This is a genomic window from Streptomyces millisiae, assembly GCF_031845425.1.
In the GTDB taxonomy this organism is placed as follows: domain Bacteria; phylum Actinomycetota; class Actinomycetes; order Streptomycetales; family Streptomycetaceae; genus Streptomyces; species Streptomyces millisiae.
On the sequence record NZ_JAVREM010000025.1, the window covers coordinates 1 to 23,664 of the forward strand.

Genomic DNA, 23,664 nt, shown 5'->3' on the forward strand with positions numbered 1-23,664 from the left:
GAACCAGAAAGGCAGCTGCCACCCCGACAGCAGAGCCGTCGCAGGCCGTCGTGGGCGAGGGGACCTTCGAGCCCTGCGCGGCAGCGCCCGGGGCTCTGAGAGGGGAGCTCAGAGCCCCGGGCAGGATGCCGGGCGGGGGGTCCCGGCGGCTGAGGCGGTTGGGGCCGCCGCCTCAGTGCGTGGTGGCGCGTTCGGCGCCGGCGCCCGTGAGGGCGCGCACCTGGAGCTTGGCGAACTTGCCGGGGTCGCTCTCCTTGGAGAGCAGCGTGCCGATCACCGCGCAGAGCAGGCCGACCGGGATGGACACCAGGCCGGGGTTCTCCAGCGGGAACCAGTGGAAGTCGACGCTCTCCGGGAAGAGCGACAGGTTGTTGCCGGCCGCGTCCACGCCCTTGCCGGAGACCACCGGCGAGAAGAACACCAGGCCGACGGAGCTGATCAGGCCGCCGTAGATGCCGGCCACCGCGCCCGTCGTGTTGAACCGCTTCCAGAAGAGCGAGAGGAGGATCACCGGCAGGTTGGCCGAGGCCGCGATCGCGAAGGCGAGGGCGACCAGGAAGGCCACGTTGAGGTTCTGCGCGAAGATCGCCAGCACGATGGCCACCGCCCCGACGCCGATCGCCGCGAACCTGGCGACCCTGACCTCCTCCTTCTCGCTCGCCTTCCCGCGCCGCAGCACGCTGTTGTAGAAGTCGTGCGCCAGCGAGGAGGACGAGGCGATCGTCAGCCCTGCCACCGTGGACAGGATCGTGGCGAAGGCGACGGCCGCGATGAACGCGAGCATCACCGCGCCCCAGAACTCCCCGCCGAAGTGGTCGCCGACCGCCTGCGCGAGCTGTGGCGCCGCCGTGTTGCCCGCCGAGTTCTGCGCCCTGATCGCCTCGCTGCCGACCAGCGCCGCCGCGCCGAAGCCCAGCACCAGGGTCAGCAGGTAGAAGGTGCCGATGATGCCGATGGCCCAGTTGACCGACGTCCGCGCGGTCTTGGAGTCCGGCACCGTGTAGAAGCGGATCAGGATGTGCGGCAGGCCGGCCGTGCCGAGCACCAGCGCCAGGCCGAGGCTGATCAGGTCCAGCTTGTTGACCATCGTCTGCCAGGCGTCGCCGGCCACTTCGACGCCGTATCGCTGGCCGGGTTCGAGGAACGCCTGCCCGGCGCCGCCGTCGGCCGACGCGTCGTTCATCAGCGCGCCGAGGTCGAAGTCGTAGATGGCCAGCACCAGCGCCGTCACGAGCAGCGCGCCGCCCATCAGCATCACGGCCTTGACGATCTGCACCCAGGTGGTGCCGGTCATGCCGCCGAAGGACACGTAGACGACCATCAGGATGCCGACCACCACGATGCCCACGATCTTGGCCGTGTCGGCGCTCATCCCGAGGTAGGTCTCGCCCTCCTCGATGCCGAGCAGCAGCGCCACCAGCGCGCCCGCGCCCACCATCTGGGCCAGCAGGTAGAAGATCGAGACGGTCAGCGTGGAGACGGAGGCCGCCGTCCGTACCGGGCGTTGCCGCATCCGGTACGAGACCACGTCCGCCATCGTGAACCGGCCGGAGTTCCGCAGCAGTTCCGCGACCAGCAGCAGGGCCACCAGCCAGGCGACGAGGAAGCCGATGGAGTAGAGGAACCCGTCGTACCCGAAGAGCGCGATCATGCCGGCGATGCCGAGGAAGGAGGCGGCGGACATGTAGTCGCCGCCGATCGCGAAGCCGTTCTGGATGCCGGTGAAGCCGCGGCCTCCGGAGTGGAAGTCGGTCGCCGACTTGGTCTTGCGGCTGGCCCTGATCGTGATGCCGATCGTCAGGGCGATCAGCGCCACGAAGAGGATCATCGTGATCAGCCGCTCCTGCGAGGTGGCGCCCTCGCCCTCGGCGGCGACCACCAGGGTGCTGGTGCTGGTGAGCATCACGCCTCGTCTCCCTTCCGCGCGGCCGGCACGCCGGACCCGGTCTCCAGCTCCTCGCGCAGCTCGTCGGCGAGCGGGTCGAAGCGGCGGTTGGCGTAACGGGAGTACAGGATCGCGATGCCGAACGTCGTGACGAACTGGAGCAGCCCGAAGAAGAGCGCGACATTGGCGTTCCCCACCACCTGGGTGGACATGATGTCGCGCGCGTAGGCGGACATCAGCACGTACAGCACGTACCAGGCGAGGAAGCCGATGCTGGCCGGGACCACGAAGCGCAGCAGCCGGGCGCGCAGTTCGTGGAAGCGGGGATCGTCGTGCATCGCGGCCGAGCGTGCCTCCAGATCACCGCCCGGTGGCGGATCGCTGGCTTCGGGGACGGAATGCGTCGTCGTCATCTCCGGCTCCAATATCGGGCGGTGCGGAACTTCTCCGGGGAACTCCTCGGGGGACTTCTCCGGGAACTGTCTTCCGAGGAAATGTAAGGAGCGTCACACAGCCTCGGTACCGCCCAGCAGCGCCACTCGACGAACGGTCGAATTCCGCGCCGAGTGGCGGACGACCGGCATTCGATCCCGAACACGCGTCAGGGGCCTCCCCTCCGCCGGCTGCGGAGGGAAGACCCCTGACGAACGAACCTGTCGGTCAGCTCACTTGATGATCTTGGTGACCTGGCCGGCGCCCACGGTCCGACCACCCTCACGGATGGCGAACTTCAGGCCCTCCTCCATGGCGATGGGCTGGATCAGCTCGACGCGCATGTCGGTGTTGTCGCCCGGCATGACCATCTCGGTGCCCTCGGGGAGGTGCACGACGCCGGTCACGTCCGTGGTACGGAAGTAGAACTGCGGGCGGTAGTTGTTGAAGAACGGCGTGTGACGGCCACCCTCGTCCTTGGACAGGATGTACGCGGTCGCCTCGAACTCGGTGTGCGGGGTGACCGAACCGGGCTTGATGATGACCTGGCCGCGCTCGACGTCCTCGCGCTTGACGCCACGGAGCAGCAGACCCACGTTCTCACCGGCGCGCCCCTCGTCGAGGAGCTTGCGGAACATCTCGATGCCGGTGACGGTGGTGCTGGTCTTCTCCGTGTGGATGCCGATGATGTCGACGGTCTCGTTGACCTTCAGGACACCACGCTCGATACGACCGGTGACGACGGTGCCACGACCGGTGATCGTGAAGACGTCCTCGATCGGCATCAGGAACGGCTTGTCGATGTCGCGCTCCGGCTGCGGGATCGCGTCGTCGACGGCCTGCATGAGCTCCAGAACGGTCTTGGACCACTCCGGGTCGCCCTCGAGGGCCTTGAGCGCCGAGACCTTGACGACGGGGACGTCGTCACCCGGGAACTCGTACTCGGTCAGCAGCTCACGGACCTCGAGCTCGACGAGCTCCATGATCTCCTCGTCGTCCACCATGTCGGCCTTGTTCAGGGCGACAACGATGTACGGCACGCCGACCTGGCGGGCCAGGAGCACGTGCTCCTTGGTCTGCGGCATCGGGCCGTCGGTGGCGGCGACCACCAGGATCGCGCCGTCCATCTGGGCGGCACCGGTGATCATGTTCTTGATGTAGTCCGCGTGGCCCGGGCAGTCAACGTGAGCGTAGTGACGGTTCTCCGTCTGGTACTCGACGTGCGCGATGGAGATGGTGATACCGCGCTGACGCTCCTCCGGAGCCTTGTCAATGTTCTCGAACGCGAAGCTCTCGTTCACGTCCGGGTACGCGTCGTGCAGCACCTTGGTAATCGCCGCGGTAAGCGTCGTCTTGCCGTGGTCGATGTGACCGATGGTGCCAATGTTGACGTGCGGCTTAGTCCGCTCGAACTTCGCCTTCGCCACTGGGGTCCTCCTGTGGACTGGTGCTGTACGCCCCCCGCGTCTGCGGGAGGTTTTCAGAATGGTCGACCGAACCGGTCAGGACCCCGAGGGGATGCCCTTGACCGCTTCGCTGAAGGGCTGGGCACCGGGGGCGGCAACGCGCCCCCGACGCCCCGTATCGCCCAAGCCTAAGGGTTACTCGCCCTTGGCCTTCGCGATGATCTCCTCGGCGACGTTCCGCGGAACCTCACCGTAGGAGTTGAACTCCATGCTGTAGCTCGCACGCCCCGAGGTCTTGGAGCGCAGGTCGCCGACGTAGCCGAACATCTCCGACAGCGGAACCAGGGCCTTGACGACCTTGTCCCCGTGCCGGTCCTCCATGGCCTGGATCTGGCCACGGCGGGAGTTGATGTCGCCGATGACGTCGCCCATGTAGTCCTCGGGCGTGTTGACCTCGACCGCCATCAGCGGCTCGAGGATCACCGGCTTGGCCTGACGGGCGGCCTCCTTGAAGGCCATGGAGCCCGCGATCTTGAACGCCATCTCCGAGGAGTCGACGTCGTGGAACGCACCGTCGAGCAGGGTCACCTTGACACCCGTGAGCGGGTAGCCGGCGAGGACACCGAAGTCCATCGCCTCCTGGCAGCCGGCGTCCACCGAGGGGATGTACTCCTTGGGGATGCGGCCACCGGTGACCTTGTTCTCGAACAGGTAGCCACCGTCCTCCAGCGGCTCCAGGGCGATCTGCACCTTCGCGAACTGACCGGAACCACCGGTCTGCTTCTTGTGGGTGTAGTCGACCCGCTCGACGGCCCGACGCACGGTCTCCCGGTAGGCGACCTGCGGCTTGCCGACGTTGGCCTCGACCTTGAACTCCCGCTTCATGCGGTCGACCAGGATGTCGAGGTGGAGCTCGCCCATGCCGGAGATGATGGTCTGGCCCGTCTCCTGGTCGGACTTGACCTGGAAGGACGGGTCCTCCTCAGCGAGGCGCTGGATCGCGATGCTGAGCTTCTCCTGGTCGCCCTTGGACTTGGGCTCGATGGCGACCTCGATCACCGGGGCCGGGAAGTCCATGGACTCCAGGATGACCGGGTTGGCCGGGTCGCACAGCGTCTCGCCCGTCGTGGTCTGCTTCAGACCCATGACGGCCACGATGTCGCCGGCGCCGACGCGATCGATCTCCTCACGCTTGTTGGCGTGCATCCGGTAGATCTTGCCGATCCGCTCCTTCTTCTCCTTCACGGAGTTCTGCACCTGCGCGCCCGCGGTGAGCACGCCGGAGTAGACCCGGATGAAGGTGAGCTTGCCCAGGTGGGGGTCGCTCGCGATCTTGAAGGCGAGGGCGGCCAGCGGCTCGTCCTCGGACGGCTTCCGACGGATGACCTCGTCGGGGTCGCGCACGGCCTGGCCCTCGATGGCCTCGACGTCCAGCGGCGACGGCAGGTACCGCACCACGGCGTCGAGCAGCGGCTGCACGCCCTTGTTCTTGAACGCGGTACCGCAGAACACCGGGGTGACCGTGGAGGCGTCGGTGCCGGTGGACGCGAGGGTCACGCGGCGGATCGCCGTGTACAGCTGCTCCTCGGTGGGCTCGTTGCCCTCGAGGTACAGCTCCATGAGCTCCTCGTCGTTCTCCGCGACGGCCTCGACCAGCTTGGCGCGCCACTCCTCGGCCTGGGCCTGGAGGTCCTCGGGAATGTCGACGACGTCGTACATCTCACCGAGCTTGGTGTCCTCCGACCACACCAGGGCCTTCATCCGGACGAGGTCCACCACGCCCTTGAATCCGGCCTCGGCGCCGATCGGCAGCTGCATCACGAGCGGCTGCGCGTTGAGCCGCTCGACGATCATGTCGACGCAGCGGAAGAAGTCGGCGCCCGTGCGGTCGAGCTTGTTCACGAAGCAGATGCGGGGCACACCGTAACGGTTCGCCTGCCGCCAGACCGTCTCGGACTGCGGCTCCACGCCCGCGACCCCGTCGAACACCGTGACGGCACCGTCGAGCACCCGGAGGGAACGCTCCACCTCGACGGTGAAGTCGACGTGGCCCGGGGTGTCGATGATGTTGATGGTGTTCTCGACGTTGTCCAGCGACCAGTGACAGGTGACAGCGGCGGACGTGATCGTGATGCCACGCTCCCGCTCCTGCTCCATCCAGTCGGTGGTGGCCGCGCCGTCGTGAACCTCACCGATCTTGTAGCTCAGACCGGTGTAGAACAGGATCCGCTCGGTGGTCGTCGTCTTGCCCGCGTCGATGTGGGCCATGATCCCGATGTTGCGGACCTTGGCCAGGTCAAGTGAAGTGGTAGCCATCTGGCTTCAGTCTTCTCTCGGTCTCGATGGGGGTTTGCGACTACCAGCGGTAGTGCGCGAAGGCCTTGTTGGACTCGGCCATCTTGTGAGTGTCCTCGCGCTTCTTGACGGAGGCGCCAAGACCGTTGGAGGCGTCGAGCAGCTCGTTCATCAGCCGCTCGGTCATGGTCTTCTCACGACGGGCACGGGAGTAGCCCACGAGCCAGCGGAGCGCGAGGGTGGAGGAACGGCCGGGCTTGACCTCGACCGGCACCTGGTACGTGGCACCGCCGACGCGGCGGGACTTGACCTCGATGGTCGGCTTCACGTTCTCCAGGGCACGCTTGAGGGAGATGACCGGGTCGTTGCCCGTCTTCTCGCGCAGCCCCTCCATGGCGCCGTACACGATGCGCTCGGCGGTGGAGCGCTTGCCGTTGAGCAGCACCTTGTTGATCAGCGACGTCACCAGAGGAGAGCCGTAGACCGGGTCGACGTGAACCGGACGCTTCGGCGCGGGGCCCTTACGAGGCATCTCTTACTTCTCCTTCTTGGCGCCGTAGCGGCTGCGGGCCTGCTTGCGGTTCTTCACACCCTGGGTGTCCAGGGAGCCGCGGATGATCTTGTAACGAACACCCGGCAGGTCCTTCACACGGCCACCGCGCACCAGCACGATGGAGTGCTCCTGAAGGTTGTGGTTCTCACCCGGAATGTAGGCGGTGACCTCGATGCCGTTGCTCAGACGCACACGGGCGACCTTGCGCAGGGCCGAGTTCGGCTTCTTCGGGGTGGTCGTGAACACACGCGTGCAGACGCCACGGCGCTGGGGGGAACCCTCGAGCGCGGGCGTCTTGTTCTTCTCGACCTTGTCCTGCCGGCCCTTGCGGACCAGCTGCTGGATCGTTGGCACCGTTTCTCCGGTTTCTCTGTGCCGATCTCGATAAAGCTAACCTGGACACCCGCCGACCCACGCGGTCGGGCGTGTCGAAGACTGCAGGATTCCCGCGCGATGCGGATGCAGATCCCGGGTCTCCTGTCTGGCTGCTGAAAGCGCGCAGGAGAAACCCCAGGCACAAGGTCAGAGCGTACCTACCCCACGGGCTGCGGTCAAAACGATCTCCCAGCCGCACAATGACCGTATGAACAGAGGTGGGGAAAGTGGAAACGATGGTGTGGCGAGAGCCACGGAGACACCCGAGACGACTGACGATACCGGCTCGGAGGCCGAGCCGACACCGCCCCGAAGACGCCGACGCCGCTGGCTCTGGGCATCCCTCGGCGCCCTGACCGCCGTCCTGCTGCTCGCCGGAACGGCGGTCGGCTTCGTCTACTGGCGCACCGACCAGGCGCTCAGCTCCATCGAGCGAATACCCGACGCGCTCCCGACCGCGCCCGAGGCGTCCCAGCCACCGCGCGCCGAGGGCGACGCCCTCGTCTACCTGCTGGTCGGCGTCGACGACGACCGGACGCCCGACGACTCGGAGGCCGGCTGGCAGGCGGGCGCGGCCCGCAGCGACACCATGATGCTGCTCCAGATACCCGCCGACCGGCGGAGCGCCTGGCTGGTCTCGCTGCCGCGCGACACCTGGACCGAGATCCCGGGCCACGGCGAGGCCAAGCTCAACGCCGCCTACTCCTGGGGCGGCCCCTCCCTGATGGTGGAGACCGTCCAGAACCTGACCGGCGTCCGGATCGACCACCTCGCGGTGATCGACTGGTCCGGCTTCCGCGAACTCACCGACGCGGTCGGCGGCGTCACCATCGACGGCGCGCGCCTCGACGGCCGCGAGGCACTCGCCTACGTCCGCGAACGCAAATCGCTCCCCGAGGGCGACCTCGACCGCGCCCGCCGCCAGCAGAACTTCCTGCGCTCCCTGCTGAACGAGACGCTGAGCGCCGGCACCCTCACCGACCCGGGCCGCCTCGGCGGCCTGCTCGACACGGTCGGCGACGTCGTCAGCGTCGACGACGGCCTCAGCAACGGCGACCTGCGCTCGCTCGCCTGGGACCTGCGCGACCTCCGCGGCTCCGCCGTCCACTACATGAACGCGCCGGTCACCGGCACGGCGATGATCGAGGGCCAGTCCGTGGTGCTGCTGGACGAGGCCGCGGCGGCGCCACTCTGGGAGGCCATCCGCACGGACACCATGCCATCCGTCGCCGCGTCCGGCGAGGCACCACCCGAACTCGGCACGAACGTCCGCTGACGCCGTGTCCTGGCCGGCCGAGGGTTCTCCCCCACCCACCCGCCCTGTTCCCGCTACCGCGCCATGCCGACGAACGCCGCGAAGGCGTTCGCGGATACGAGCAGAGCGGGCCCTTCGGGGTGCTTGGAGTCCCGTATGCCGACCCGCCCCGCGCGGCTCAGATCGGCGACCTCGACACAGTTGGTCCCGTTCTCCGCGCTGTAGGACGACTTGAACCAAGCGGACTCGGGGGCGACTTCCGGTGCCATACGGTGAGTCATTCGCATCAGATCTCCCGTGCTAGCCGTTGTAGAAACATGGGCGTCTCACCCGGGGAGAGAGCACCCGCCCGCAGGGCGTCAAACCCCCGGGTGAACTTCCAGACGGTGGTGTCCTTGTCATTGACGGTCGATCCCTCGGGAGCGTCAGCCTGGACGACGGTGGGAAGTCGGCCCTCAAACTCCAGCAGGGTGAAGTTGAAGCTGGAGCGGTAGGTCACCGTACTGGACGGCAGGATCTGCACTGTGACATTGTCCAGCGCCGCGAGCCGGTTGATCTCCTCGTACTGTTCACGCATCACCTCCGGGCCGCCGATGACACGTCGTAGCGCGGCCTCGTCCAGGATGGCCCACAGCGCCACCGGGGCGTCCTGCCGGGTGATCAATTCCTTGCGTTCAACGCGGAGCTGAACCATGCGCTCGACAAACTCGGTAGTCGTCTCCTCGACCGGCTTGGCGGCAAGGAACATCTCCCGGGCGTAGCGTTCGGTCTGGAGCAGGCCGTAAACCACGTCCGGCTGCCAGGCCCGGAGGCTCCGGGCACCGCTCTCCAGGCCGACGAACGTCGCCATCCCTGACGGCATCGTGCTTCGGTACTGCGCCCACCAGCCGCGTTTGAGCGAGTCCCGGTGGATCTCGATCAGGAACTGCACGTCGTCCTCGTCGGTGACGCCGTACCGGTCGAGGAGTTCCCGCAGGTCTTCCACCCTCGGCAAGGCCGTGAGCCCGTTCTCGACCCGGTGGAGTTTGGAGACGGAGAACGTCAACCCTTCGACTGCCTGCACCAGGGTGAATCCGGCTTTGTCTCGCAACCGTTTGAGCTCCCAGCCGAGTTGCATGCGCCGAACCGTGGGTCCGGTGGGTGCCGCCATGAGTCCGCCTCCCTGTTGACCGAGCTTACTGAGCCGTCATGCGAGCCGTGAGCCTGGCAACGCAGGCCGCCCCTCTCAGGAGCAGAGCCCACCTCGTCGCATATGCCATCTCACGCGGGATTCCCAACCTCTATTGCGAGGCGCATCCCGCCGCCATCAAGCTTATTGTGCGCTACCGGGCGACCACGAACGGTAGTTGGCGCTTGAGGGTTGGAGGTCGCATGCCGCAACGCCCGCAACTGGCGGTCGGTGCCACCGTTCTGGACACACGAACGGGGCGGACCGGGGTCGTTCAGCTCCTCCGCGACGCGCGGGGCAACGTCTGCACCTCGGCGATACAGCGGCCAACCCGCGCCCTGCTCCGCGCCGTTGGGCGCCGCGAGCCGCTGTGGTGGGCGCGCGTCGCGGACCTCACGCCGCCGCCGGCCGAGGAGTCGACGGACCTGGGCCTCGGCCACCGCGCGCACCCGTTGCTCGGCCGGACCGTGCGGGACACCGCCACCGGCAGAACCGGCATCCTGCGCGCCGTCTGTCCCGACTCCGCGGACGCCCCTCCGGTCGCCTGGCTGTCCCCGCCGGGCGGCGGCCGGGAGTGGACGACGGCCACGGAGGCCGTCGAGGTGTGCTCCCCGGACGGCCGACCAAGCGGCCACCGAAATGAAGAGCCCTGCCCCCGAGGGTAGGGTCGAGTCGACGAGCCGGGCGGCGCGAGAGGGCTGCCCCGCCCTCGAAGGAGGCTTCACATGCCCACGCGGCCCGGCGCCGGCGTTCCGCAGCCCCTCCCAGGTCTTCGCGCGATGCGGCGGGTCCTCGTCACCGGAGCGTCGCGCGGGATCGGCCGGGCCGTGGCCCTGGCGTTCGCCGAGCGCGGGGACCGGGTGGGAGTGCACTACGCCGCGGGCCGCGCGGACGCGGAGGAGACGCTGCGGCGACTGCCAGGTTCCGGCCACGCCCTGCTCGCGGGCGATCTCGGCGACCCGCAGGCCGCGCGGGACGTCGTCGACGGCGCCGTACGCGATCTCGGCGGGATCGACGTCCTGGTCAACAACGCCGCCGCCGCGCCGTCCGAGGACACCAGGCACCTGGTGACCGAGGTGTCCTACGAGGACTGGCAACGCGCATGGCACCGCATGGTCGACGTCAACCTGCTCGGCGCGGCGAACGTGACCTACTGCGTCGCCCGGCACCTCATCGATCGTGCCGGCACCGGCAGCATCGTCAACATCGGCTCGCGCGGCGCGTTCCGCGGCGAGCCGGACTTCCCCGCGTACGGCGCGAGCAAGGCCGCGCTGCACGCGTTCGGTCAGTCGATGGCCGTCGCGCTGGCACCGCACGGCATCGCGGTGACCTCGGTGGCGCCCGGCTTCGTCGCGACCGAACGGCAGGCCCAGAAGCTGGCGGGCAGCGGCGGCGAGGCGCTGCGCGACCAGAGCCCGTTCGGCCGGGTCGGCACCCCCGAGGAGGTGGCGGCCGCGGTGCTCTACCTGGCCTCCCCGGAAGCCGCCTGGTCGTCGGGAACGGTCCTCGACCTCAACGGCGCCTCCTACCTCAGGACCTGAGGCCCCCGGGGCCTCCACGCCACCGGGAGGGGAGGAGGAGACGCCCTCTCACGCCTCGGCCGGCTCTTCGCCGTGGGTCGGGACGATGTCGAGCTCGCGCATGCGGCGGACGCCCCATTCCCCCAGCGGGCCGAGCGCCGCGTAGAGATTGACGCCCTGGTCGGTCAGCTCGTACTCGACTCGTGGCGGTGTCTCGTCGAACACGGTCCGCCGGACGATCCCGTCCGCCTCCAGTTCACGCAGTTGCTGAGCCAGCACCTTCTCGCTGATGCCGGGGAGGCTGCGGCGCAACTCGCCGAACCGATGGAGCCGCTCGTCGAGCGCCCAGAGGATCAGCGCTTTCCACTTGCCCTCGATGACGTCCATCGCGGCGTCGAGGGCACAGATGTAGGGCGGGTTGCGCATCCGCCACATGGTATCCGGACGCACTGGCGCCGGTTCAGCGGGCGGCGACCGCGCGCCGCATCCGCCACAGCGAGGCGTTCAGGTGTCCGGCCAGATCCGTGGGCACACCCGCCTCTCCGGAGGCGGAGAGGATGTTCTCCAGGCCGGTCGCCTGCATCGCGGGGTTGAACTCGTCCGGGACGGTTTCGCGCCCGTCGGCCCCGGCGACCGTGATCGGCAGCATCTGCTCCATCCACGGCTGGAGCACCTCACGCCTGAACGTCTCCACGTCGCCGCCTTCCGCGTGGACCAGTGCGACGGCGTGGTCCGCCCCGGCGCCCATGCCGTACATGCCGCTCAGCGCGGCCATGTCGTACAGCGCCGCGAACCCGGGGTCCTCGCCCACCCAGTGGGAACGGCCGATGGGGGCGAGCACCGGGGCGAGACGGTCGAACAGGTCACGCGCGCCGCTGTAGAGGATGAACGCCCCATCCGTCCCCACCGTCGGAGGCACGGCCATGATCCCGCCGGCGAGGAACCGCACCCCGTGCCCGCCGAGCCACCCGGCGAGCTCGCGGGCCTGCCGTGCGGAGCCGCTGGTGAGATTGACGAGCGTGCCGCCGGCCAGCTCCCGCAGGGCTGGTGCGAGCGTCTCGCGGACGCTGGCGTCGTCCAGCAGGCACACGACGGCGAGATCGCCGGCCCCGATCGCCCCTGCCACGCTCGACGCCTCCCGCGCTCCGCGCGCGACCAGTTCGTCCGCCTTCCCTGCGATGCGGTTCCAGACCGTCACCTCGCGCCCACTGTCGAGGAGCGCGCCCGCCAGTGCCCGTCCCATGGCCCCCAGGCCGAGAATGCTGATTCGTTCATGGTGCGTTTTCATGCAGATCACTGTTCCTACGGACCATATGGGCCACAAGTACCCACTTTTAAGTGCGTGGTTACCCAAAGGTCAGCCGCCCGGCCCGCACCTGACAGCCTGCGGGGGCCTGCTGGCGAACCCGTTCTTCCTGACCGTCGGTGACCGAATCGGCTTCGCCGGCGGCAGGCTCGTCGCGAGGCACCGACCGGCGATGCGATATCGATCGGACAGCATATTGATATCCTGACCGGTACGTCACTTTACGGATCGAGGAGTGTCTTATGGCGCGAACAGTCATCGACGTCAACGACGAGCTGCTGGCTGAGGCAGCCGAGATCTTCGGAACCACGACCAAGGTCGCCACGGTGAACGCCGCCCTGGAAGATGCGATCAAGCGGCGGAAGCGTGCCTCGTTCCTGGCCTGGCTCGCCGAGGGCGGTCTGCCGGATCTGACCGGCCCGGTCGAGGCACAGAACAAGGACACGGGCCGGGCGGCATGAAGGTCCGCCATCTGATCGACAAGTCGGCCCTGGCCCGGTATCCCAAGCCGACGGTCCGAGCTGTGATCGAACCGCTGCACAACGCCGGCGTGCTGGCAGTGTGCGGGGCAGTTGAGGTCGAGGTCCTGCACAGCGCCCGGTCGAAGGCGGACGCGGAGCGAATCCGCGACGAAATGCGCGGCTTCGACTGGCTGCCCACCCCGGACGAGGTGTGGGACCGGGTGCTGGAGGTACAGACCCGGCTGATCGTGGCTGGGAACTGGCGGGCGGTGTCGGTGTCGGACCTGGTCATCGCCGCGACCGCCGAGCGGCACGGGGCAGTCGTACTGCACTACGACGGCGACTACGACATGATCGCCGGCGTGACCGGTCAGCCGACCCGGTGGGTCGTCCCGGCCGGCACAGCGGACCACTGAACCGCCGCGGATGTCGTCACCCCGGCCCGCTTCCAACCTCCGCTGTGGGCAGGCTGGGCTCACCCTTGTCCGGGCCGAGGTCCCTTCGAGCCGCGAAGCCGGCAGGCGTCAGCGCCTGCGGTCGGTGAGGATGACCGCCGCGGTGATGAGGGCGAAGATCGCGATGGGCGCGGCGACGAAGAGGCTCAGCGTCTCGAAGACGCTCAGGCCCGGGCCCGGGTCGTCGCCGTCGTCGCGGATGAGGGCGAAGGCGGCCGGGGAGGACAGCATCGTCAGCAGGCCCGCGCCGACCGCGCCGGCTGCCGCTCGCTTCGCGTTGCGCTTCATGTTCAGGTTGACCACACAGGCCACAGTAGCCAACGGGTTCCGGCGGCCGTTCAGGGGCCCGCCATCTCGGCGCGAAGGGCGTCGAGCAGCGCCACCACGCGCGGCGAGGCGGCCAGCGCCTCCAGGGTGGTGGGGCGGCCGTCCGCGTCGGCGATCGGCAGGCGCCAGTTGGGGTACTCGCGCCAGGTGCCCGGCACGTTCTGCGGGCGGCGGTCGCCCGTCGCGTCGGGGAGCCAGACGCCGACCATCCGGGCCGGGGTGCGGGCCAGGAAGCGGTAGGCGGCGGCGATCACCTCCGGTTCCCCGGCGTCCGGCGGCAGCAGGCCGAGCCGGTCGAAGTACGCCAGCCACTCGGCGTTCTCGGCGTGCGCGTCCCGCAGTTCGCCCTCGGCGTCGTCGGTGATGTCGAGCAGGTCCCGCAGCCGCACGTGGTCGGCGGCGAGCCGGGCCGCCGTGGGCGGCAGGTCGTGGGTGGTGACGGTGGCGAGGCAGTCGGCGCGCCACGCCTCCGGCGGCAGCGGCGGGGCGCCGGGGGCCGCCCAGTCGCGTTCGAACCACAGCACGGAGGTGCCGGCGATGCCGCGCGCCGCCAGCTCCTCGCGCACCCCGGGGGCCACGGTGCCGAGGTCCTCGCCGATCACCACGGCGCCGGCCCGGTGCGCCTCCAGGGCCAGCACGCCGAGCATGGCGTTCGCGTCGTAGGAGACGTAGGTGCCGTCGGCCGGGTCGGCGCCCTCCGGGATCCACCAGAGCCGGAACTGGCTCATCACGTGGTCGATCCGCACCCCGCCCGCGTGCCGCAGCACCCCGGCGAGCAGCTGGCGGTAGGGCTCGTAGCCGTGTTCCGCGAGCCGGTCGGGGCGCCAGGGCGGCAGGCCCCAGTCCTGGCCGCGGGTGTTGAACGCGTCGGGCGGGGCGCCGGCCGAGACGCCGGCGGCGAGGATCGGCGCCTGCGCCCAGGCGTCGGAGCCGTGCGGGTGCACGCCGAGCGCCAGGTCGTGGACGAGGCCGATGGGCATGCCGGCGGCGCGGGCTGCCCGCTGGGCGCGGGCCAGCTGGGTGTCGGTGAGCCAGGCCAGCCAGCTGTGGAAGTCGATACGCTCCAGGAGCTCGGCGCGGGCCCGGGCGGTCGCCGGGGAGCGTGGGTCGCGCAGCCCGGCGGGCCAGCCGCGCCAGTCGGGGCCGTGTGCTTCGGCGAGCGCGCACCAGGTGGCGTGGTCCTCCAGCGCCTCGCCCTCGGCCGCGAGGAAGGCGCAGTAGGCGGCGCGCCGGCCGGGGCCGAGGGGGACGGCGGCGCGCAGCGTCTCCAGGGCCTGCCGCTTGAGGTCCCAGACGGCGTCCCGGTCGATGTGGGCGCCCCGGTGGAGGACGTCGGCGCGCAGTTCCGCGGCGCGGGCCAGCAGCTGGTCGATGTGGTGCCGCGCGTCGGCGTCGAGGTAGGCGTACTCGGGGATGTCCTCGATCCGCAGGTGGACGGGGTCGGGGTAGCGGCGGGTGGCGGGCCGGTAGGGGGACGGGTCGGTGGGCTGGCCTGGGCCGCCGGGCACGGCCGCGTGCAGCGGGTTGACCTGGACGAAGCCGGCGCCGTGCGTGTGTCCCGCCCAGCTCGCGAGGTCGCCGAGGTCGACGAGGTCGCCCATGCCCCAGGAGCGCTCGGAGAGCAGCGAGTAGAGCTGGACCAGGAGCCCGAAGGCGCGTCCTGGCGGTGCCGGGAGCCGGGGCGGGACGACGATCAGCGTGGCCTCGGCGGTGCGGCCGTCGGGGGCGGTGGCGTGCAGCGTGTGGTAGCCGAGGGGCAGCGGGGCGGGGCCGGTGGGGAGCGGCAGGGCGACGCCGTCCTCGGTGTGCAGCCGCAGGGTGGTGCCCGGGGGCAGCGGCGGCGGCTGGTCGCCGTCGCGCAGCACGAGGGTGGGTGGGAGCAGCGGGCCGTGGTCGAGGTCGTCGGGGTCACCGGGGATCTCGTCGGCCTCTGGATCGATGCCGAGGGCGACGAGGACGGCGGCCACGGTCTCCCGGGGGACCTCGGCCGGCTGGCCGGGCACGGCTTCGTGGACCGTGGCGACGCCGTGCGCGGCGGCGAGCCGGCTGAGCCGCGTCGGCCCCTCCATCAGGGGCCGCACGGCTCCGCGGTGGGGGGCGCGGGCTCGGCGGTGAGCGGCGGGTCGAGGGCGAAGGGGCGCTCGGCCGTGAGGGGGATCAGCTGGCCGAGGGGCGGCTCGCTCGTGAGGGGCAGCTCGTGGGCCTCGGCGGCCTCGGCCGGCATCGGGATCAGGACCGGGGGTTCCCGGTCCCACTGTTTGTCGGTCTCGATCTCCATCCGGGCGGCGGCTGGGGCCACGACGTTCTCCGTTCACGAGGGCGGGGCCTGGGGTGGACACCGCTTGCCCTACCCAGTGAACGCCAGCCCACCCGTTCTCGCGACAGGAAAGCGGCGCAGCTCACGCTGGGTGCGGCCGAAATTCTGCCGCCGGAGGCGGCAAGAACCGCCTGAATTTACGGCGCCGGGCCCCGTGCGGCTGGCCGCCGCACCGCCCACGCACCGCTGCGCGGCGGGTTCCCCGCCACGACCGCCACGACCGCGCCGAGCGCGGCCGCCCGGCGTCGGCCGGCCGCGTGCGGCGGCGGCGACGCCTCGCCACCGTGACCGCGCGGACCGAGCGCCGCTGCGCGGCGCCCAGCCGGGCGGTGGAACCCGCCGTGGGCGCCCTCGCTGAGTCAGGGCCGTTGGGACGGCGCGCGGCTAAGCCGCCGAGCCGCCGAGCCGCTGCGCGGCGGCCAAGCCGCTCGCAGCGAAGAGCATCACCGCCGGGACACCGCGGCGAAGGCTGCGCGTGGCCGGCAGCCGCCAGGGCTTGCCCGGCACGGCAGCGACACCGGCAGTGCCGGGCTCGGGTGCGGATGCCCCTCGCGACAGCGACATCGCGGCGCACCCGCGCGCGGCCCGCAGCCGCCGGGGCCTGCTCGACACGGCGGCGGCCAAGCCGCACGGGCTTCCGGCGGCAACCGGCCGCATGCGGCGGCGGCGACGCCTCGCCACCGTGACCGTGCGGACCGAGCGCCGCTGTGCGGCGGCGACGCCGCACGCCACCCGCCGCGGCAGCGACGTCGCAGCGAAGACCGTCACCGCCGGGGACACCGCGGCGAAGCCGCAGGTGACCGGCAGCCGCCAGGGCTTGCCCGTCGCGGCAGCGACACCGCGGGGCGACCGTCGTGTGGCCAAGGCCGTCGCGGCAGCGACGCCGTGGGTCAGCCGGCACGTCCAGCGACGCCGTGGCCGAGGCCGTCGCGGCCAGCGACGCCGCGGCCTTCGATTCTGGCGAGGGCGTCGTCGGCGCCGTAGGGGCGGAGATACGGGAGCCACCGCGGGTCGCGGTGGCCGGTTCCGATGATGCGCCAGGCCAGGCCGGACGGCGGGCCCGGCTGATGGCGCAGGCGCCAGCCGAGCTCGGCGACCTGGCGGTCGGCCTTGATGTGGTTGCAGCTGCGGCAGGCGGCCACCACGTTGTCCCAGGCGTGCTGGCCGCCCCTGCTGCGCGGGATGACGTGGTCGACGCTGGTGGCGACGCCCCCGCAGTAGGCGCAGCGCCCGCCGTCGCGGGCGAACAGGGCGCGTCTGGTGAGCGGGACGGCGCTGCGGTAGGGGACGCGGACGAATCGTTTGAGCCGCACCACGCTGGGCGCGGGGATGGCGTGGGTGGCGCTGCGCATGAGGGCGCCTGTGGACTCCAGGCTGACGGCCTTGTCGTTGATGAGCAGGATGAGTGCGCGGCGCACTGATACGACGCCGAGTGGTTCGTACGACGCGTTGAGGACCAAGACGTGTGGCACGGACGCCCTCCGTTTCCGTCGGCGGCACGTGGCTCGCGCCGGGACGATCTACCTCAGTGTGTCCTGGGCACGGCCGGTAGCGCCACCACGATCGGGAAATGAGCTGATTGTGTCGTTCGCCACGTGCGCCCCGCCTGTCCCTTCCGGCGCCCCGCCCGGGGCGGGCAGCGGGGCGGTGAGATGGTGCTGGATGGCGGCCCCCACGGAGGCGACGAGCGTCTCGTAGTCCATGGACACGAGCGGCTCGACGCGCAGCACGTAGCGCAGCAGCGCGGCGCCCACGCTCTGGGTGAGCACGAGGCCGGCCCGCGTCTCCAGGTCCGGGTCGTCGGGGAAGGCGCCGCGCAGGGCGGGGACGAGCCGCCTCGCGACGGTGGCCTGGATGGTCCTGGCGGCCTCCGGGTGGGTGGGGGCGGCGCGCAGCACGGCGGCCTCGGCGCTGTTGGTGCCGCCCTCCCAGGGGTCGAGCAGCAGGCGGGCGACGTGCCGGCCCATCTCCTCGCGCGGCACCCGGGAGAGGTCGGCCGGCTGCTCGCCGGCCCCGACGGTGGCGGAGAACAGGCCGGCCTTGCTGCCGTAGTACCGCATGACCATGGCCGGGTCGACGCCGGCCTCGGCGGCTATGGCACGGATGGTGGCCTTCTCGTAGCCGTCCGCCGCGAAGCGGGCCCTGGCGGCGTCCAGGATGGCCCGGCGCGCCGCGGCGGAGCGTGGCCCGAACCTGCGGGTCGGGCGCAGCGCCGCGCCCTCCCGGACTTCCTCGCTGTGCTGCATTCCGTCAGGCTAACCAGGGGCACTGACACCGTGTGACCACGTGGCGGGAGCGGCGCGACGGACATCGGGACAAACCGCGAACCGCATGGCGTGCGCCACAGAACCGTCATCGCGCGCTCCCGAGCCGTCCCCACCTTGTTTACCGTGGATCGGTGAACCGAGAGGACCGATGAGCGAGACATGAGCGCTAACTGGGAGACCTGGCTGACGGCCGGACTGCGGATCCTGCTGATCGTCGCGATCGCGCTGACCGTGCGGTGGGTCGTGCGGCGCGCCATCACCCGGCTGATCTCGCGGCTCAACCGCGAGGACCCGGAGAACCGGCGGCTGACGCGGAGCGGGCTGCTGCTCAACTCGGAGCGGCGGCGGCAGCGCTCCGAGGCCATCGGCTCGGTGCTGCGCAGCGCGGCCTCGGTGCTGATCCTGGGCACGGCGGGGCTGATGGTGCTGTCCGAGATCGGGGTGCAGCTCGGCCCGCTGATGGCGAGCGCCGGTGTCGCCGGTGTGGCCATCGGCTTCGGGGCGCGCAGCCTGGTGCAGGACGTGATCAGCGGGATGTTCATGCTGCTGGAGGACCAGTACGGGGTCGGCGACACGATCGACGTGGGCGAGGCCACCGGCACCGTGCTGGAGATCGGCCTGCGGGTGACGACGCTGCGCGGCGACGCCGGCGAGGTCTGGTACGTGCGCAACGGCGAGATCAAGCGGGTGGGCAACCTGAGCCAGGGCTGGTCGACGGCGCTGGTGGACGTGGAGGTGCCGGCGGACACCGACGTCGAGGCGTTGAAGAAGATGGTGGCCGAGGTGGGCGCCGAACTGTCCCGCGTCGAGCCGTGGCACGAGCTGCTGTGGGAGCCGGTGCGGTACCTGGGCGTGGAGTCGGTCTCCGCCGAGTCGATCATGGTGAAGGTCGCCGCCAAGACGCAGCCGGGGCGCGGTCCCGAGGTGGAGCGTGAGCTGCGGTGGCGGTTGAAGCGCGCCCTGGACGAGGCGGGTCTCGCGAACCGCGAGCCGCTGCCGCTCGTCGGCCAGGGCGGGCCGCGCCCCGCGGCGGCGGCGCCGGCCGAGCCGGCCGCCGCGGAGTGAGCCGGCCCGCGGTTCAGGCCTCGGCCGTGCCGCTGCCGGCACGGCGTGGCCACGGGCGGCCCTCGCCGCGCTCGACGGCCGTGTTGTAGCGGGTGAGCAGGGCGGCGAAGGCGGCCAGCTCCTCCCGCGTCCAGTCCCCCAGGGTGGTGCCGAGGCAGTCGACGAGGCCCTCCCGGTCGGCGCGCAGCCGGCGCTCGCCGTCCGGCGTGATGCGGAGCTTGCGGGCCAGGCCGCCCTCCGGGTCGGGGATGCGCTCCAGGAGCCCGGAGCGCAGCATGGCGGCGGTCTGCCGGTTGAGGGTCGAGGTGTCGAGGCAGAAGGCGTCGGCGAGCTCGCCGATGGACATCGGGCCCTCCGCCTCGATCCGGCTCAGCACGACGTACGCGCTGCGCTCCAGGCGGTCGCCGGAGTAGAACTTCCGGAAACTCCCCATGGTGGCGTGCCGGCGCAACAGCATCAGCTCGCGCTCGATCTCCTCGATCTCCGCGCGCCTCTCGCGCTCTGCCCGCACTTCCGACACTCCCTCGCGACTCGTGAAACCGGGTTGGCGCGGTCTCCTTCATGTGTACTCTACATACGGTGTGCATCATGCACATAGCCGCGCCGCGCGCGGCTCGTGCCCCGGAGCGGAGACCACATGAGTAGCCCCTCGCCCGCGCCGCGCGCCGGCGTCGTCGTCGGCGTGCTGTCGGGCGCCGGAATCACCGCCTCGCTGATGCAGGCGCTCATCGTGCCCCTCATACCCGAACTGCCCCTGCTGCTCGACACCTCGGCCGCCAACGCCTCGTGGGCCATCACCGCGACGCTGCTGGCGGCCGCCGTCGCGACACCCGTCGTCGGCCGCCTCGGCGACCTCTACGGCAAGCGGCGGATGCTGCTGGTCAGCATCGGCCTGCTGGTCGTCGGCTCGGTGGTCAGCGCGCTCTCCGACACGCTCGCCCCGATGGTCGCCGGCCGGGCGCTGCAGGGCGCCAGCATGGGCATCATCCCGCTCGGCATCAGCGTCATGCGGGACGTGCTGCCGGCCGAGCGGCTCGGCTCGTCCATCGCGCTGATGAGCGCCTCGCTCGGGATCGGCGGCGCGCTCGGTCTGCCGGCCGCCGCCGCGGTCGCCCAACACGCCGACTGGCACGCGCTGTTCTGGGGTTCCGCGGCGCTCGGCGCGCTGGTCGCCGTGCTGGTGGCGGCGCTGGTGCCGGAGTCGCCGTCCCGGGTGGGCGGCCGGTTCGACGTCGTCGGCGCCCTCGGCCTCTCGGCCGGCCTGGTGGCGCTGCTGCTGCCCGTCTCCAAGGGTGGCGACTGGGGTTGGGGCAGCGCGACGACGCTCGGCCTGTTCGCCGCGGCCGGCGTGCTGCTGCTCGCCTGGGGCGCCTGGGAGCTGCGGTCGTCCGCCCCGCTGGTCGACCTGCGCGCCACCGCCCGCCGCCCGGTGCTGGTCACCAACCTGGCCACCGTCATGGTCGGCCTCGCCATGTACGGCGGGATGCTGGTGCCGATCCAGCTGCTCCAGCTGCCCGAGGCGACCGGCTTCGGGCTCGGCGAGACCATGGTGACGGCCGGCCTGTGGCTCGCCCCGACCGGCCTGGTGATGATGCTGGTCTCGCCGCTCTCCGCCCGGATCTCCGCCGCGCGCGGCCCCAAGGTCTCGCTGCTCGCCGGCACCCTGGTGCTGGCCGTCGGCTACCTGACCGCGTTCGGCCTCGCCGGCTCGTCGCTCGGCGTGCTGGTCTTCAGCTCCGTCGTCAGCGCGGGCGTCGCCCTCGCCTACGCCGCGATGCCGGCCCTCATCATGGGCGCGGTGCCGCCGTCCGAGACGGCCGTGGCCAACGGCCTCAACACCCTGATGCGATCCATCGGCACCTCCACCTCCAGCGCGGTCATCGGCATGGTGCTCGCCCGCCTGACCACCGGACTGGCCACCCCGGCGGGCCCGGTGACGCTGCCGTCCGAGGCCGGCTTCCGCGCCACCTTCGCCATCGGCGCCGGCGCCTCGCTGCTGGCCGCGCTCGTGGTGCTCGCGATCCCGGGCCGGGCACGCCCGGCCGGCGCGGCGGCCGGGAAGAACGAGGCCGGGCGGAACGAGGCCGGGAAAAAGGAGGCCCCCCGCGCCCGGCGCCGGAGGATCATGTCCGCATGACCAACTCACCCGTCACGATCCGCGGCTACCGGCCGACCGACCACGCGGCGCTGCACGAGATCTGCATACGCACCGGGCACGTCGGGGAGGACGCCAGTGACCGCTTCAAGGACCCGGCGATCCTGCCGGCCATCTTCGCCGAGCCGTACGCCGAGCTGGAGCCCGAGCTGGTCTTCGTGGCGGACGACGGCGAGCGGGTGCTCGGCTACATCGTGGGCACCGCGGACAGCACCCGCTTCTTCGCCGAGTTCCGCGAGCGCTGGCTGCCGACCGTCGCCGAGCGCTTCCCGGCCCCGGTCGGCGAGCCGGCCGACGCGGACGAGCACCTGCGGCACCTGCTGCACCACGCCGAGCTGATGCTGGTCCCCGAGATCGCCGCCGAGTTCCCGGCGCACCTGCACATCGACCTGCTGCCGCCGGGGCAGGGCCGCGGCCTGGGTCGCCGCCTGATGACCGCGTTCCTCGACGCGCTCCGGGAGCGCGGGGTCCCCGGCGTCCACCTCGGCATGAACCCGGCCAACACCCGCGCCCGCGCCTTCTACGACCGCCTCGGCTTCGTCCCGCTCCGCCAGGTCGACCCCACGCACCACCTGGGCATGCGCCTCGGCTGACCGCCGCCCGCCGCCGGACGTCGAACAGCTCTGCGACGGACGGCGCGTCGGCCGCCGGCCACCGCCACGCTCGCGCCCCCCTCCCCGGCCGGTGACCGCGCGCCGGCGATCAGCAACTCAGGCCCGCCCACCACGGGTTCGCCCGCCCCGCCGGGAACCGCGCGACCGCCGGGCGCGTGAGCACTGGAGAACCCGGGCGCCCGGCGAAGATCGCGATCACGAAACAAGATCCCGGCAGGGGCTGTCTGGTTGCCCGAGGCGAGCGGCATACTTCTCGCCGTGTGGCCCGTGCCGAATCGTGAGGGGGAGGGCCCGTACACGTGACTCACCCGCCGATCGCTCCGCCGGCACCGCCCGCGCCCCGGGCCTCGTCGGCGCCGCCGGCGCCCCCCGCGCCGGTGCCGCCGGCCGAACCGCCGCGGCGCGGGTCGTGGGCGGAGGGCGCGGCCCGGCTGCGCGCGGCGGCCAGGACGGAGCCCGGCCGGCTGCGGATCATCGGCGTGGTGCTCGCCGGCCTGCTCCTGCTGTTCGGCGCGGCGACGTTCTGGCAGGTCACCGACCGCTACCGGGCCGCCGACACGGTGTTGGAGAGCAGCCAGCCGCTGAGCGCGGGCGCGGCCGAGATCTACCGGCTGCTCGCGGACGCCAACACGGCCGCCGCCACCGGCTTCCTGGCCGGCGCCGACGAGGACCCCGCGGTGCGGCAGCGGTACGAGGAGGACATCGCCAACGCGGCCGGCCGGCTGGCCGACGCGGCGGCCGACACCTCCGAGTCCGACGAGGCGCAGGAGTACATCACGCTGCTCAACGAGCGGCTGCCGGTCTACACGGGCCTCGTGGAGACCGCCCGCGCCAACAACCGTCAGGGGTTGCCGCTGGGCGGCGCGTACCTGCGGTACGCCGACGAACAGATGCAGCAAACCCTCCTGGTGGCCGCCGCCGACCTCTACGAGCTGGAGACCGACCGGTTCCAGCACGACATCGCCGAGGCCCGGGCCTGGCCCTGGCTCGCGCTCGGCGCCGGCGGCGCGGCCCTGGTGGTGCTCGCCTGGGCCCAGCGACGCCACTACCTGCGCACCAACCGGCTGTTGAGCCCCGGTCTGATCGCGGCCTCGACCGCCGCGACCGTGCTCCTGCTGTGGCTGACCGGCGCGCACGCCCTGGCGCGCGACGCGCTCCACGAGGCGGACCGGGGCGCGGCGCGGTCGCTCAGCTCGCTCAACGGCGCGTGGACCGAGGCGCTGCGCGCCAGGGGCGACGAGAACATCACGCTGGTCGCGCGGGGCGCCGACGACGCGTCGGAGGAGAGCTTCCAGGCCCGGCTCGAGACCCTGCTGGGTCGCGACCCGGGCCGGCCGGGTGGCCTGCTCGCCGACGCGGCGGAGCGGGCGGCCGGCGACCCGGCCGGCGAGGCGCCGGTCGAGCGGGCCATCGAGGCCAGCCGCGAGTGGTCGGCGCGGCACGCCGACGCCAGGGAGGCGGAGCTCGCCGGGGACTACGACGGCGCCGTGGACCGGGTGATCGGCGGGCGCGCCTCGACCGGCGAGATGTTCGACCGGGTCAACGACTCGCTGGCCGACGCCGTGGCGCACGAGCAGGAACAGTTCGAGGCGGCGGGCGACCGCGGCCGGGACCGGCTCGACGGCCTGGCGGCCGGCTCGCTGGTGCTCACGGTGCTGGGCGTCGCCGGCACCGCGCTCGGCATCGGCCGCCGGCTCTCGGAGTACCGGTGAACGCCGGACGGCCCGGCGGCCGGCCCCGAAGGGGCATGGGTGCCGACGATCGGTGCGACGGCGGCCGCCAGCCGGCCGGTGAGGCACGCCGACGAT

The 23,664-nt window shown here is 71.6% G+C and carries 25 protein-coding genes; 9 read left to right on the top strand and 16 right to left on the bottom strand.

Going from position 1 to position 23,664, the window contains the following annotated elements:
- Positions 1-172 precede the first annotated feature (172 nt).
- The 6 genes from RNC47_RS19180 to rpsL all read right to left on the bottom strand — a co-directional run bounded on the left by RNC47_RS19180 (position 173) and on the right by rpsL (position 6,925).
- Positions 173-1,903 carry a solute symporter family protein gene (locus RNC47_RS19180; RefSeq protein ID WP_311600365.1) on the bottom strand — a complete coding sequence of 577 codons (1,731 nt, stop codon included), beginning with the start codon at positions 1,901-1,903 and terminating at the stop codon, positions 173-175.
- Positions 1,903-2,298, bottom strand: coding sequence for a DUF485 domain-containing protein (locus RNC47_RS19185; protein WP_311600367.1), 396 nt, complete (start codon positions 2,296-2,298; stop codon positions 1,903-1,905). The genes RNC47_RS19180 and RNC47_RS19185 overlap by 1 nt, the downstream gene beginning before the upstream one ends.
- A gap of 252 nt (positions 2,299-2,550) precedes the next feature.
- On the bottom strand, positions 2,551-3,744 hold the full coding sequence (tuf, locus tag RNC47_RS19190; RefSeq protein ID WP_311600369.1) for an elongation factor Tu: 1,194 nt from the start codon (positions 3,742-3,744) through the stop codon (positions 2,551-2,553).
- Positions 3,745-3,918: 174 nt separating this feature from the next.
- Complete coding sequence (gene fusA / locus RNC47_RS19195) at positions 3,919-6,039, bottom strand: elongation factor G (RefSeq protein ID WP_311600370.1); 2,121 nt, start codon at positions 6,037-6,039, stop codon at positions 3,919-3,921.
- Positions 6,040-6,079: 40 nt separating this feature from the next.
- A complete protein-coding gene (gene rpsG / locus RNC47_RS19200; protein WP_132816012.1) occupies positions 6,080-6,550 on the bottom strand; it encodes a 30S ribosomal protein S7 in 471 nt (156 codons plus the stop codon).
- Between the two features lie 3 nt (positions 6,551-6,553).
- The gene (rpsL, locus tag RNC47_RS19205; protein WP_049572471.1) at positions 6,554-6,925 is read right to left on the bottom strand and encodes a 30S ribosomal protein S12; all 372 of its coding nucleotides are present in this window, start codon (positions 6,923-6,925) and stop codon (positions 6,554-6,556) included.
- Between the two features lie 262 nt (positions 6,926-7,187).
- Here rpsL and RNC47_RS19210 point away from each other — a divergent pair, with 262 nt between their 5' ends.
- Positions 7,188-8,222, top strand: a complete 1,035-nt coding sequence (locus RNC47_RS19210; RefSeq protein ID WP_311600376.1) for an LCP family protein — start codon at positions 7,188-7,190, stop codon at positions 8,220-8,222.
- Positions 8,223-8,275: 53 nt separating this feature from the next.
- On the opposite strand, the gene RNC47_RS19215 is transcribed toward RNC47_RS19210, so the two are convergent.
- The gene (locus RNC47_RS19215; RefSeq protein ID WP_311600378.1) at positions 8,276-8,470 is read right to left on the bottom strand and encodes a DUF397 domain-containing protein; all 195 of its coding nucleotides are present in this window, start codon (positions 8,468-8,470) and stop codon (positions 8,276-8,278) included.
- Positions 8,471-8,487: 17 nt separating this feature from the next.
- Positions 8,488-9,351, bottom strand: a complete 864-nt coding sequence (locus RNC47_RS19220) for a helix-turn-helix domain-containing protein (protein WP_311600379.1) — start codon at positions 9,349-9,351, stop codon at positions 8,488-8,490.
- A gap of 221 nt (positions 9,352-9,572) precedes the next feature.
- On the opposite strand from RNC47_RS19220, the gene RNC47_RS19225 reads away from it, so the two are divergent.
- Positions 9,573-10,034: a hypothetical protein gene (locus RNC47_RS19225; RefSeq protein ID WP_311600381.1), complete on the top strand. Its 462-nt coding sequence runs from the start codon at positions 9,573-9,575 to the stop codon at positions 10,032-10,034.
- Between the two features lie 60 nt (positions 10,035-10,094).
- Positions 10,095-10,910 carry an SDR family NAD(P)-dependent oxidoreductase gene (locus RNC47_RS19230; RefSeq protein WP_394814818.1) on the top strand — a complete coding sequence of 272 codons (816 nt, stop codon included), beginning with the start codon at positions 10,095-10,097 and terminating at the stop codon, positions 10,908-10,910.
- A 48-nt stretch (positions 10,911-10,958) separates the two neighbouring features.
- On the opposite strand, the gene RNC47_RS19235 is transcribed toward RNC47_RS19230, so the two are convergent.
- Both RNC47_RS19235 and RNC47_RS19240 read right to left on the bottom strand, forming a co-directional pair.
- On the bottom strand, positions 10,959-11,315 hold the full coding sequence (locus RNC47_RS19235) for a winged helix-turn-helix transcriptional regulator (protein WP_394814819.1): 357 nt from the start codon (positions 11,313-11,315) through the stop codon (positions 10,959-10,961).
- A 34-nt stretch (positions 11,316-11,349) separates the two neighbouring features.
- A complete protein-coding gene (locus tag RNC47_RS19240; RefSeq protein WP_311600383.1) occupies positions 11,350-12,177 on the bottom strand; it encodes an NAD(P)-dependent oxidoreductase in 828 nt (275 codons plus the stop codon).
- A 260-nt stretch (positions 12,178-12,437) separates the two neighbouring features.
- Between RNC47_RS19240 and RNC47_RS19245 the strand changes: the two genes are divergently transcribed.
- Positions 12,438-12,656 (top strand): type II toxin-antitoxin system VapB family antitoxin, encoded by a 219-nt coding sequence (locus RNC47_RS19245; RefSeq protein ID WP_311600384.1) that lies wholly within the window; start codon positions 12,438-12,440, stop codon positions 12,654-12,656.
- Positions 12,653-13,072: a PIN domain nuclease gene (locus RNC47_RS19250; protein ID WP_311600385.1), complete on the top strand. Its 420-nt coding sequence runs from the start codon at positions 12,653-12,655 to the stop codon at positions 13,070-13,072. The genes RNC47_RS19245 and RNC47_RS19250 overlap by 4 nt, the downstream gene beginning before the upstream one ends.
- A 108-nt stretch (positions 13,073-13,180) precedes the next feature.
- Here RNC47_RS19250 and RNC47_RS19255 read toward each other — a convergent pair whose 3' ends face one another.
- The 5 genes from RNC47_RS19255 to RNC47_RS19275 form a co-directional block, all read right to left on the bottom strand.
- Positions 13,181-13,399 carry a hypothetical protein gene (locus tag RNC47_RS19255; RefSeq protein WP_449657350.1) on the bottom strand — a complete coding sequence of 73 codons (219 nt, stop codon included), beginning with the start codon at positions 13,397-13,399 and terminating at the stop codon, positions 13,181-13,183.
- Positions 13,400-13,449: 50 nt separating this feature from the next.
- Positions 13,450-15,507, bottom strand: a complete 2,058-nt coding sequence (malQ, locus tag RNC47_RS19260) for a 4-alpha-glucanotransferase (RefSeq protein WP_311600389.1) — start codon at positions 15,505-15,507, stop codon at positions 13,450-13,452.
- On the bottom strand, positions 15,507-15,737 hold the full coding sequence (locus tag RNC47_RS19265) for a hypothetical protein (protein ID WP_311600491.1): 231 nt from the start codon (positions 15,735-15,737) through the stop codon (positions 15,507-15,509). The genes malQ and RNC47_RS19265 overlap by 1 nt, the downstream gene beginning before the upstream one ends.
- Before the next feature lie 908 nt (positions 15,738-16,645).
- The gene (locus tag RNC47_RS19270; RefSeq protein WP_311600390.1) at positions 16,646-17,227 is read right to left on the bottom strand and encodes an HNH endonuclease; all 582 of its coding nucleotides are present in this window, start codon (positions 17,225-17,227) and stop codon (positions 16,646-16,648) included.
- Between the two features lie 48 nt (positions 17,228-17,275).
- Positions 17,276-18,001: a TetR/AcrR family transcriptional regulator gene (locus RNC47_RS19275; RefSeq protein WP_311600392.1), complete on the bottom strand. Its 726-nt coding sequence runs from the start codon at positions 17,999-18,001 to the stop codon at positions 17,276-17,278.
- A gap of 180 nt (positions 18,002-18,181) precedes the next feature.
- On the opposite strand from RNC47_RS19275, the gene RNC47_RS19280 reads away from it, so the two are divergent.
- Positions 18,182-19,087 (top strand): mechanosensitive ion channel family protein, encoded by a 906-nt coding sequence (locus RNC47_RS19280; RefSeq protein ID WP_311600394.1) that lies wholly within the window; start codon positions 18,182-18,184, stop codon positions 19,085-19,087.
- 13 nt (positions 19,088-19,100) lie between these two features.
- Here the strand turns inward: RNC47_RS19280 and RNC47_RS19285 are convergent, their stop codons facing one another.
- Positions 19,101-19,544, bottom strand: coding sequence for a MarR family winged helix-turn-helix transcriptional regulator (locus RNC47_RS19285; RefSeq protein WP_311600485.1), 444 nt, complete (start codon positions 19,542-19,544; stop codon positions 19,101-19,103).
- Positions 19,545-19,724: 180 nt separating this feature from the next.
- Between RNC47_RS19285 and RNC47_RS19290 the strand changes: the two genes are divergently transcribed.
- The 3 genes from RNC47_RS19290 (at position 19,725) to RNC47_RS19300 (ending at position 23,568) form a co-directional block, all read left to right on the top strand.
- Positions 19,725-21,224 carry an MFS transporter gene (locus RNC47_RS19290; RefSeq protein WP_311600396.1) on the top strand — a complete coding sequence of 500 codons (1,500 nt, stop codon included), beginning with the start codon at positions 19,725-19,727 and terminating at the stop codon, positions 21,222-21,224.
- Positions 21,221-21,835, top strand: a complete 615-nt coding sequence (locus RNC47_RS19295) for a GNAT family N-acetyltransferase (RefSeq protein ID WP_311600398.1) — start codon at positions 21,221-21,223, stop codon at positions 21,833-21,835. The genes RNC47_RS19290 and RNC47_RS19295 overlap by 4 nt, the downstream gene beginning before the upstream one ends.
- A gap of 320 nt (positions 21,836-22,155) precedes the next feature.
- A complete protein-coding gene (locus RNC47_RS19300; RefSeq protein ID WP_311600400.1) occupies positions 22,156-23,568 on the top strand; it encodes a hypothetical protein in 1,413 nt (470 codons plus the stop codon).
- Positions 23,569-23,664: the final 96 nt, after the last annotated feature.

Excerpts from the sequence above, each read along its gene's own strand:
- RNC47_RS19180 (WP_311600365.1), bottom strand. The coding sequence starts at position 1,903 with ATGCTCACCAGCACCAGCACCCTGGTGGTCGCCGCCGAGGGCGAGGGC.
- RNC47_RS19185 (WP_311600367.1), bottom strand. The coding sequence starts at position 2,298 with ATGACGACGACGCATTCCGTCCCCGAAGCCAGCGATCCGCCACCGGGC.
- fusA (WP_311600370.1), bottom strand. The coding sequence starts at position 6,039 with ATGGCTACCACTTCACTTGACCTGGCCAAGGTCCGCAACATCGGGATC.
- rpsG (WP_132816012.1), bottom strand. The coding sequence starts at position 6,550 with ATGCCTCGTAAGGGCCCCGCGCCGAAGCGTCCGGTTCACGTCGACCCG.
- RNC47_RS19215 (WP_311600378.1), bottom strand. The coding sequence starts at position 8,470 with ATGGCACCGGAAGTCGCCCCCGAGTCCGCTTGGTTCAAGTCGTCCTAC.
- RNC47_RS19220 (WP_311600379.1), bottom strand. The coding sequence starts at position 9,351 with ATGGCGGCACCCACCGGACCCACGGTTCGGCGCATGCAACTCGGCTGG.
- RNC47_RS19225 (WP_311600381.1), top strand. The coding sequence starts at position 9,573 with ATGCCGCAACGCCCGCAACTGGCGGTCGGTGCCACCGTTCTGGACACA.
- RNC47_RS19230 (WP_394814818.1), top strand. The coding sequence starts at position 10,095 with ATGCCCACGCGGCCCGGCGCCGGCGTTCCGCAGCCCCTCCCAGGTCTT.
- RNC47_RS19235 (WP_394814819.1), bottom strand. The coding sequence starts at position 11,315 with ATGCGCAACCCGCCCTACATCTGTGCCCTCGACGCCGCGATGGACGTC.
- RNC47_RS19240 (WP_311600383.1), bottom strand. The coding sequence starts at position 12,177 with ATGAAAACGCACCATGAACGAATCAGCATTCTCGGCCTGGGGGCCATG.
- RNC47_RS19245 (WP_311600384.1), top strand. The coding sequence starts at position 12,438 with ATGGCGCGAACAGTCATCGACGTCAACGACGAGCTGCTGGCTGAGGCA.
- RNC47_RS19250 (WP_311600385.1), top strand. The coding sequence starts at position 12,653 with ATGAAGGTCCGCCATCTGATCGACAAGTCGGCCCTGGCCCGGTATCCC.
- RNC47_RS19255 (WP_449657350.1), bottom strand. The coding sequence starts at position 13,399 with ATGAAGCGCAACGCGAAGCGAGCGGCAGCCGGCGCGGTCGGCGCGGGC.
- malQ (WP_311600389.1), bottom strand. The coding sequence starts at position 15,507 with ATGGAGGGGCCGACGCGGCTCAGCCGGCTCGCCGCCGCGCACGGCGTC.
- RNC47_RS19275 (WP_311600392.1), bottom strand. The coding sequence starts at position 18,001 with ATGCAGCACAGCGAGGAAGTCCGGGAGGGCGCGGCGCTGCGCCCGACC.
- RNC47_RS19280 (WP_311600394.1), top strand. The coding sequence starts at position 18,182 with ATGAGCGCTAACTGGGAGACCTGGCTGACGGCCGGACTGCGGATCCTG.
- RNC47_RS19285 (WP_311600485.1), bottom strand. The coding sequence starts at position 19,544 with ATGCTGTTGCGCCGGCACGCCACCATGGGGAGTTTCCGGAAGTTCTAC.
- RNC47_RS19290 (WP_311600396.1), top strand. The coding sequence starts at position 19,725 with ATGAGTAGCCCCTCGCCCGCGCCGCGCGCCGGCGTCGTCGTCGGCGTG.
- RNC47_RS19295 (WP_311600398.1), top strand. The coding sequence starts at position 21,221 with ATGACCAACTCACCCGTCACGATCCGCGGCTACCGGCCGACCGACCAC.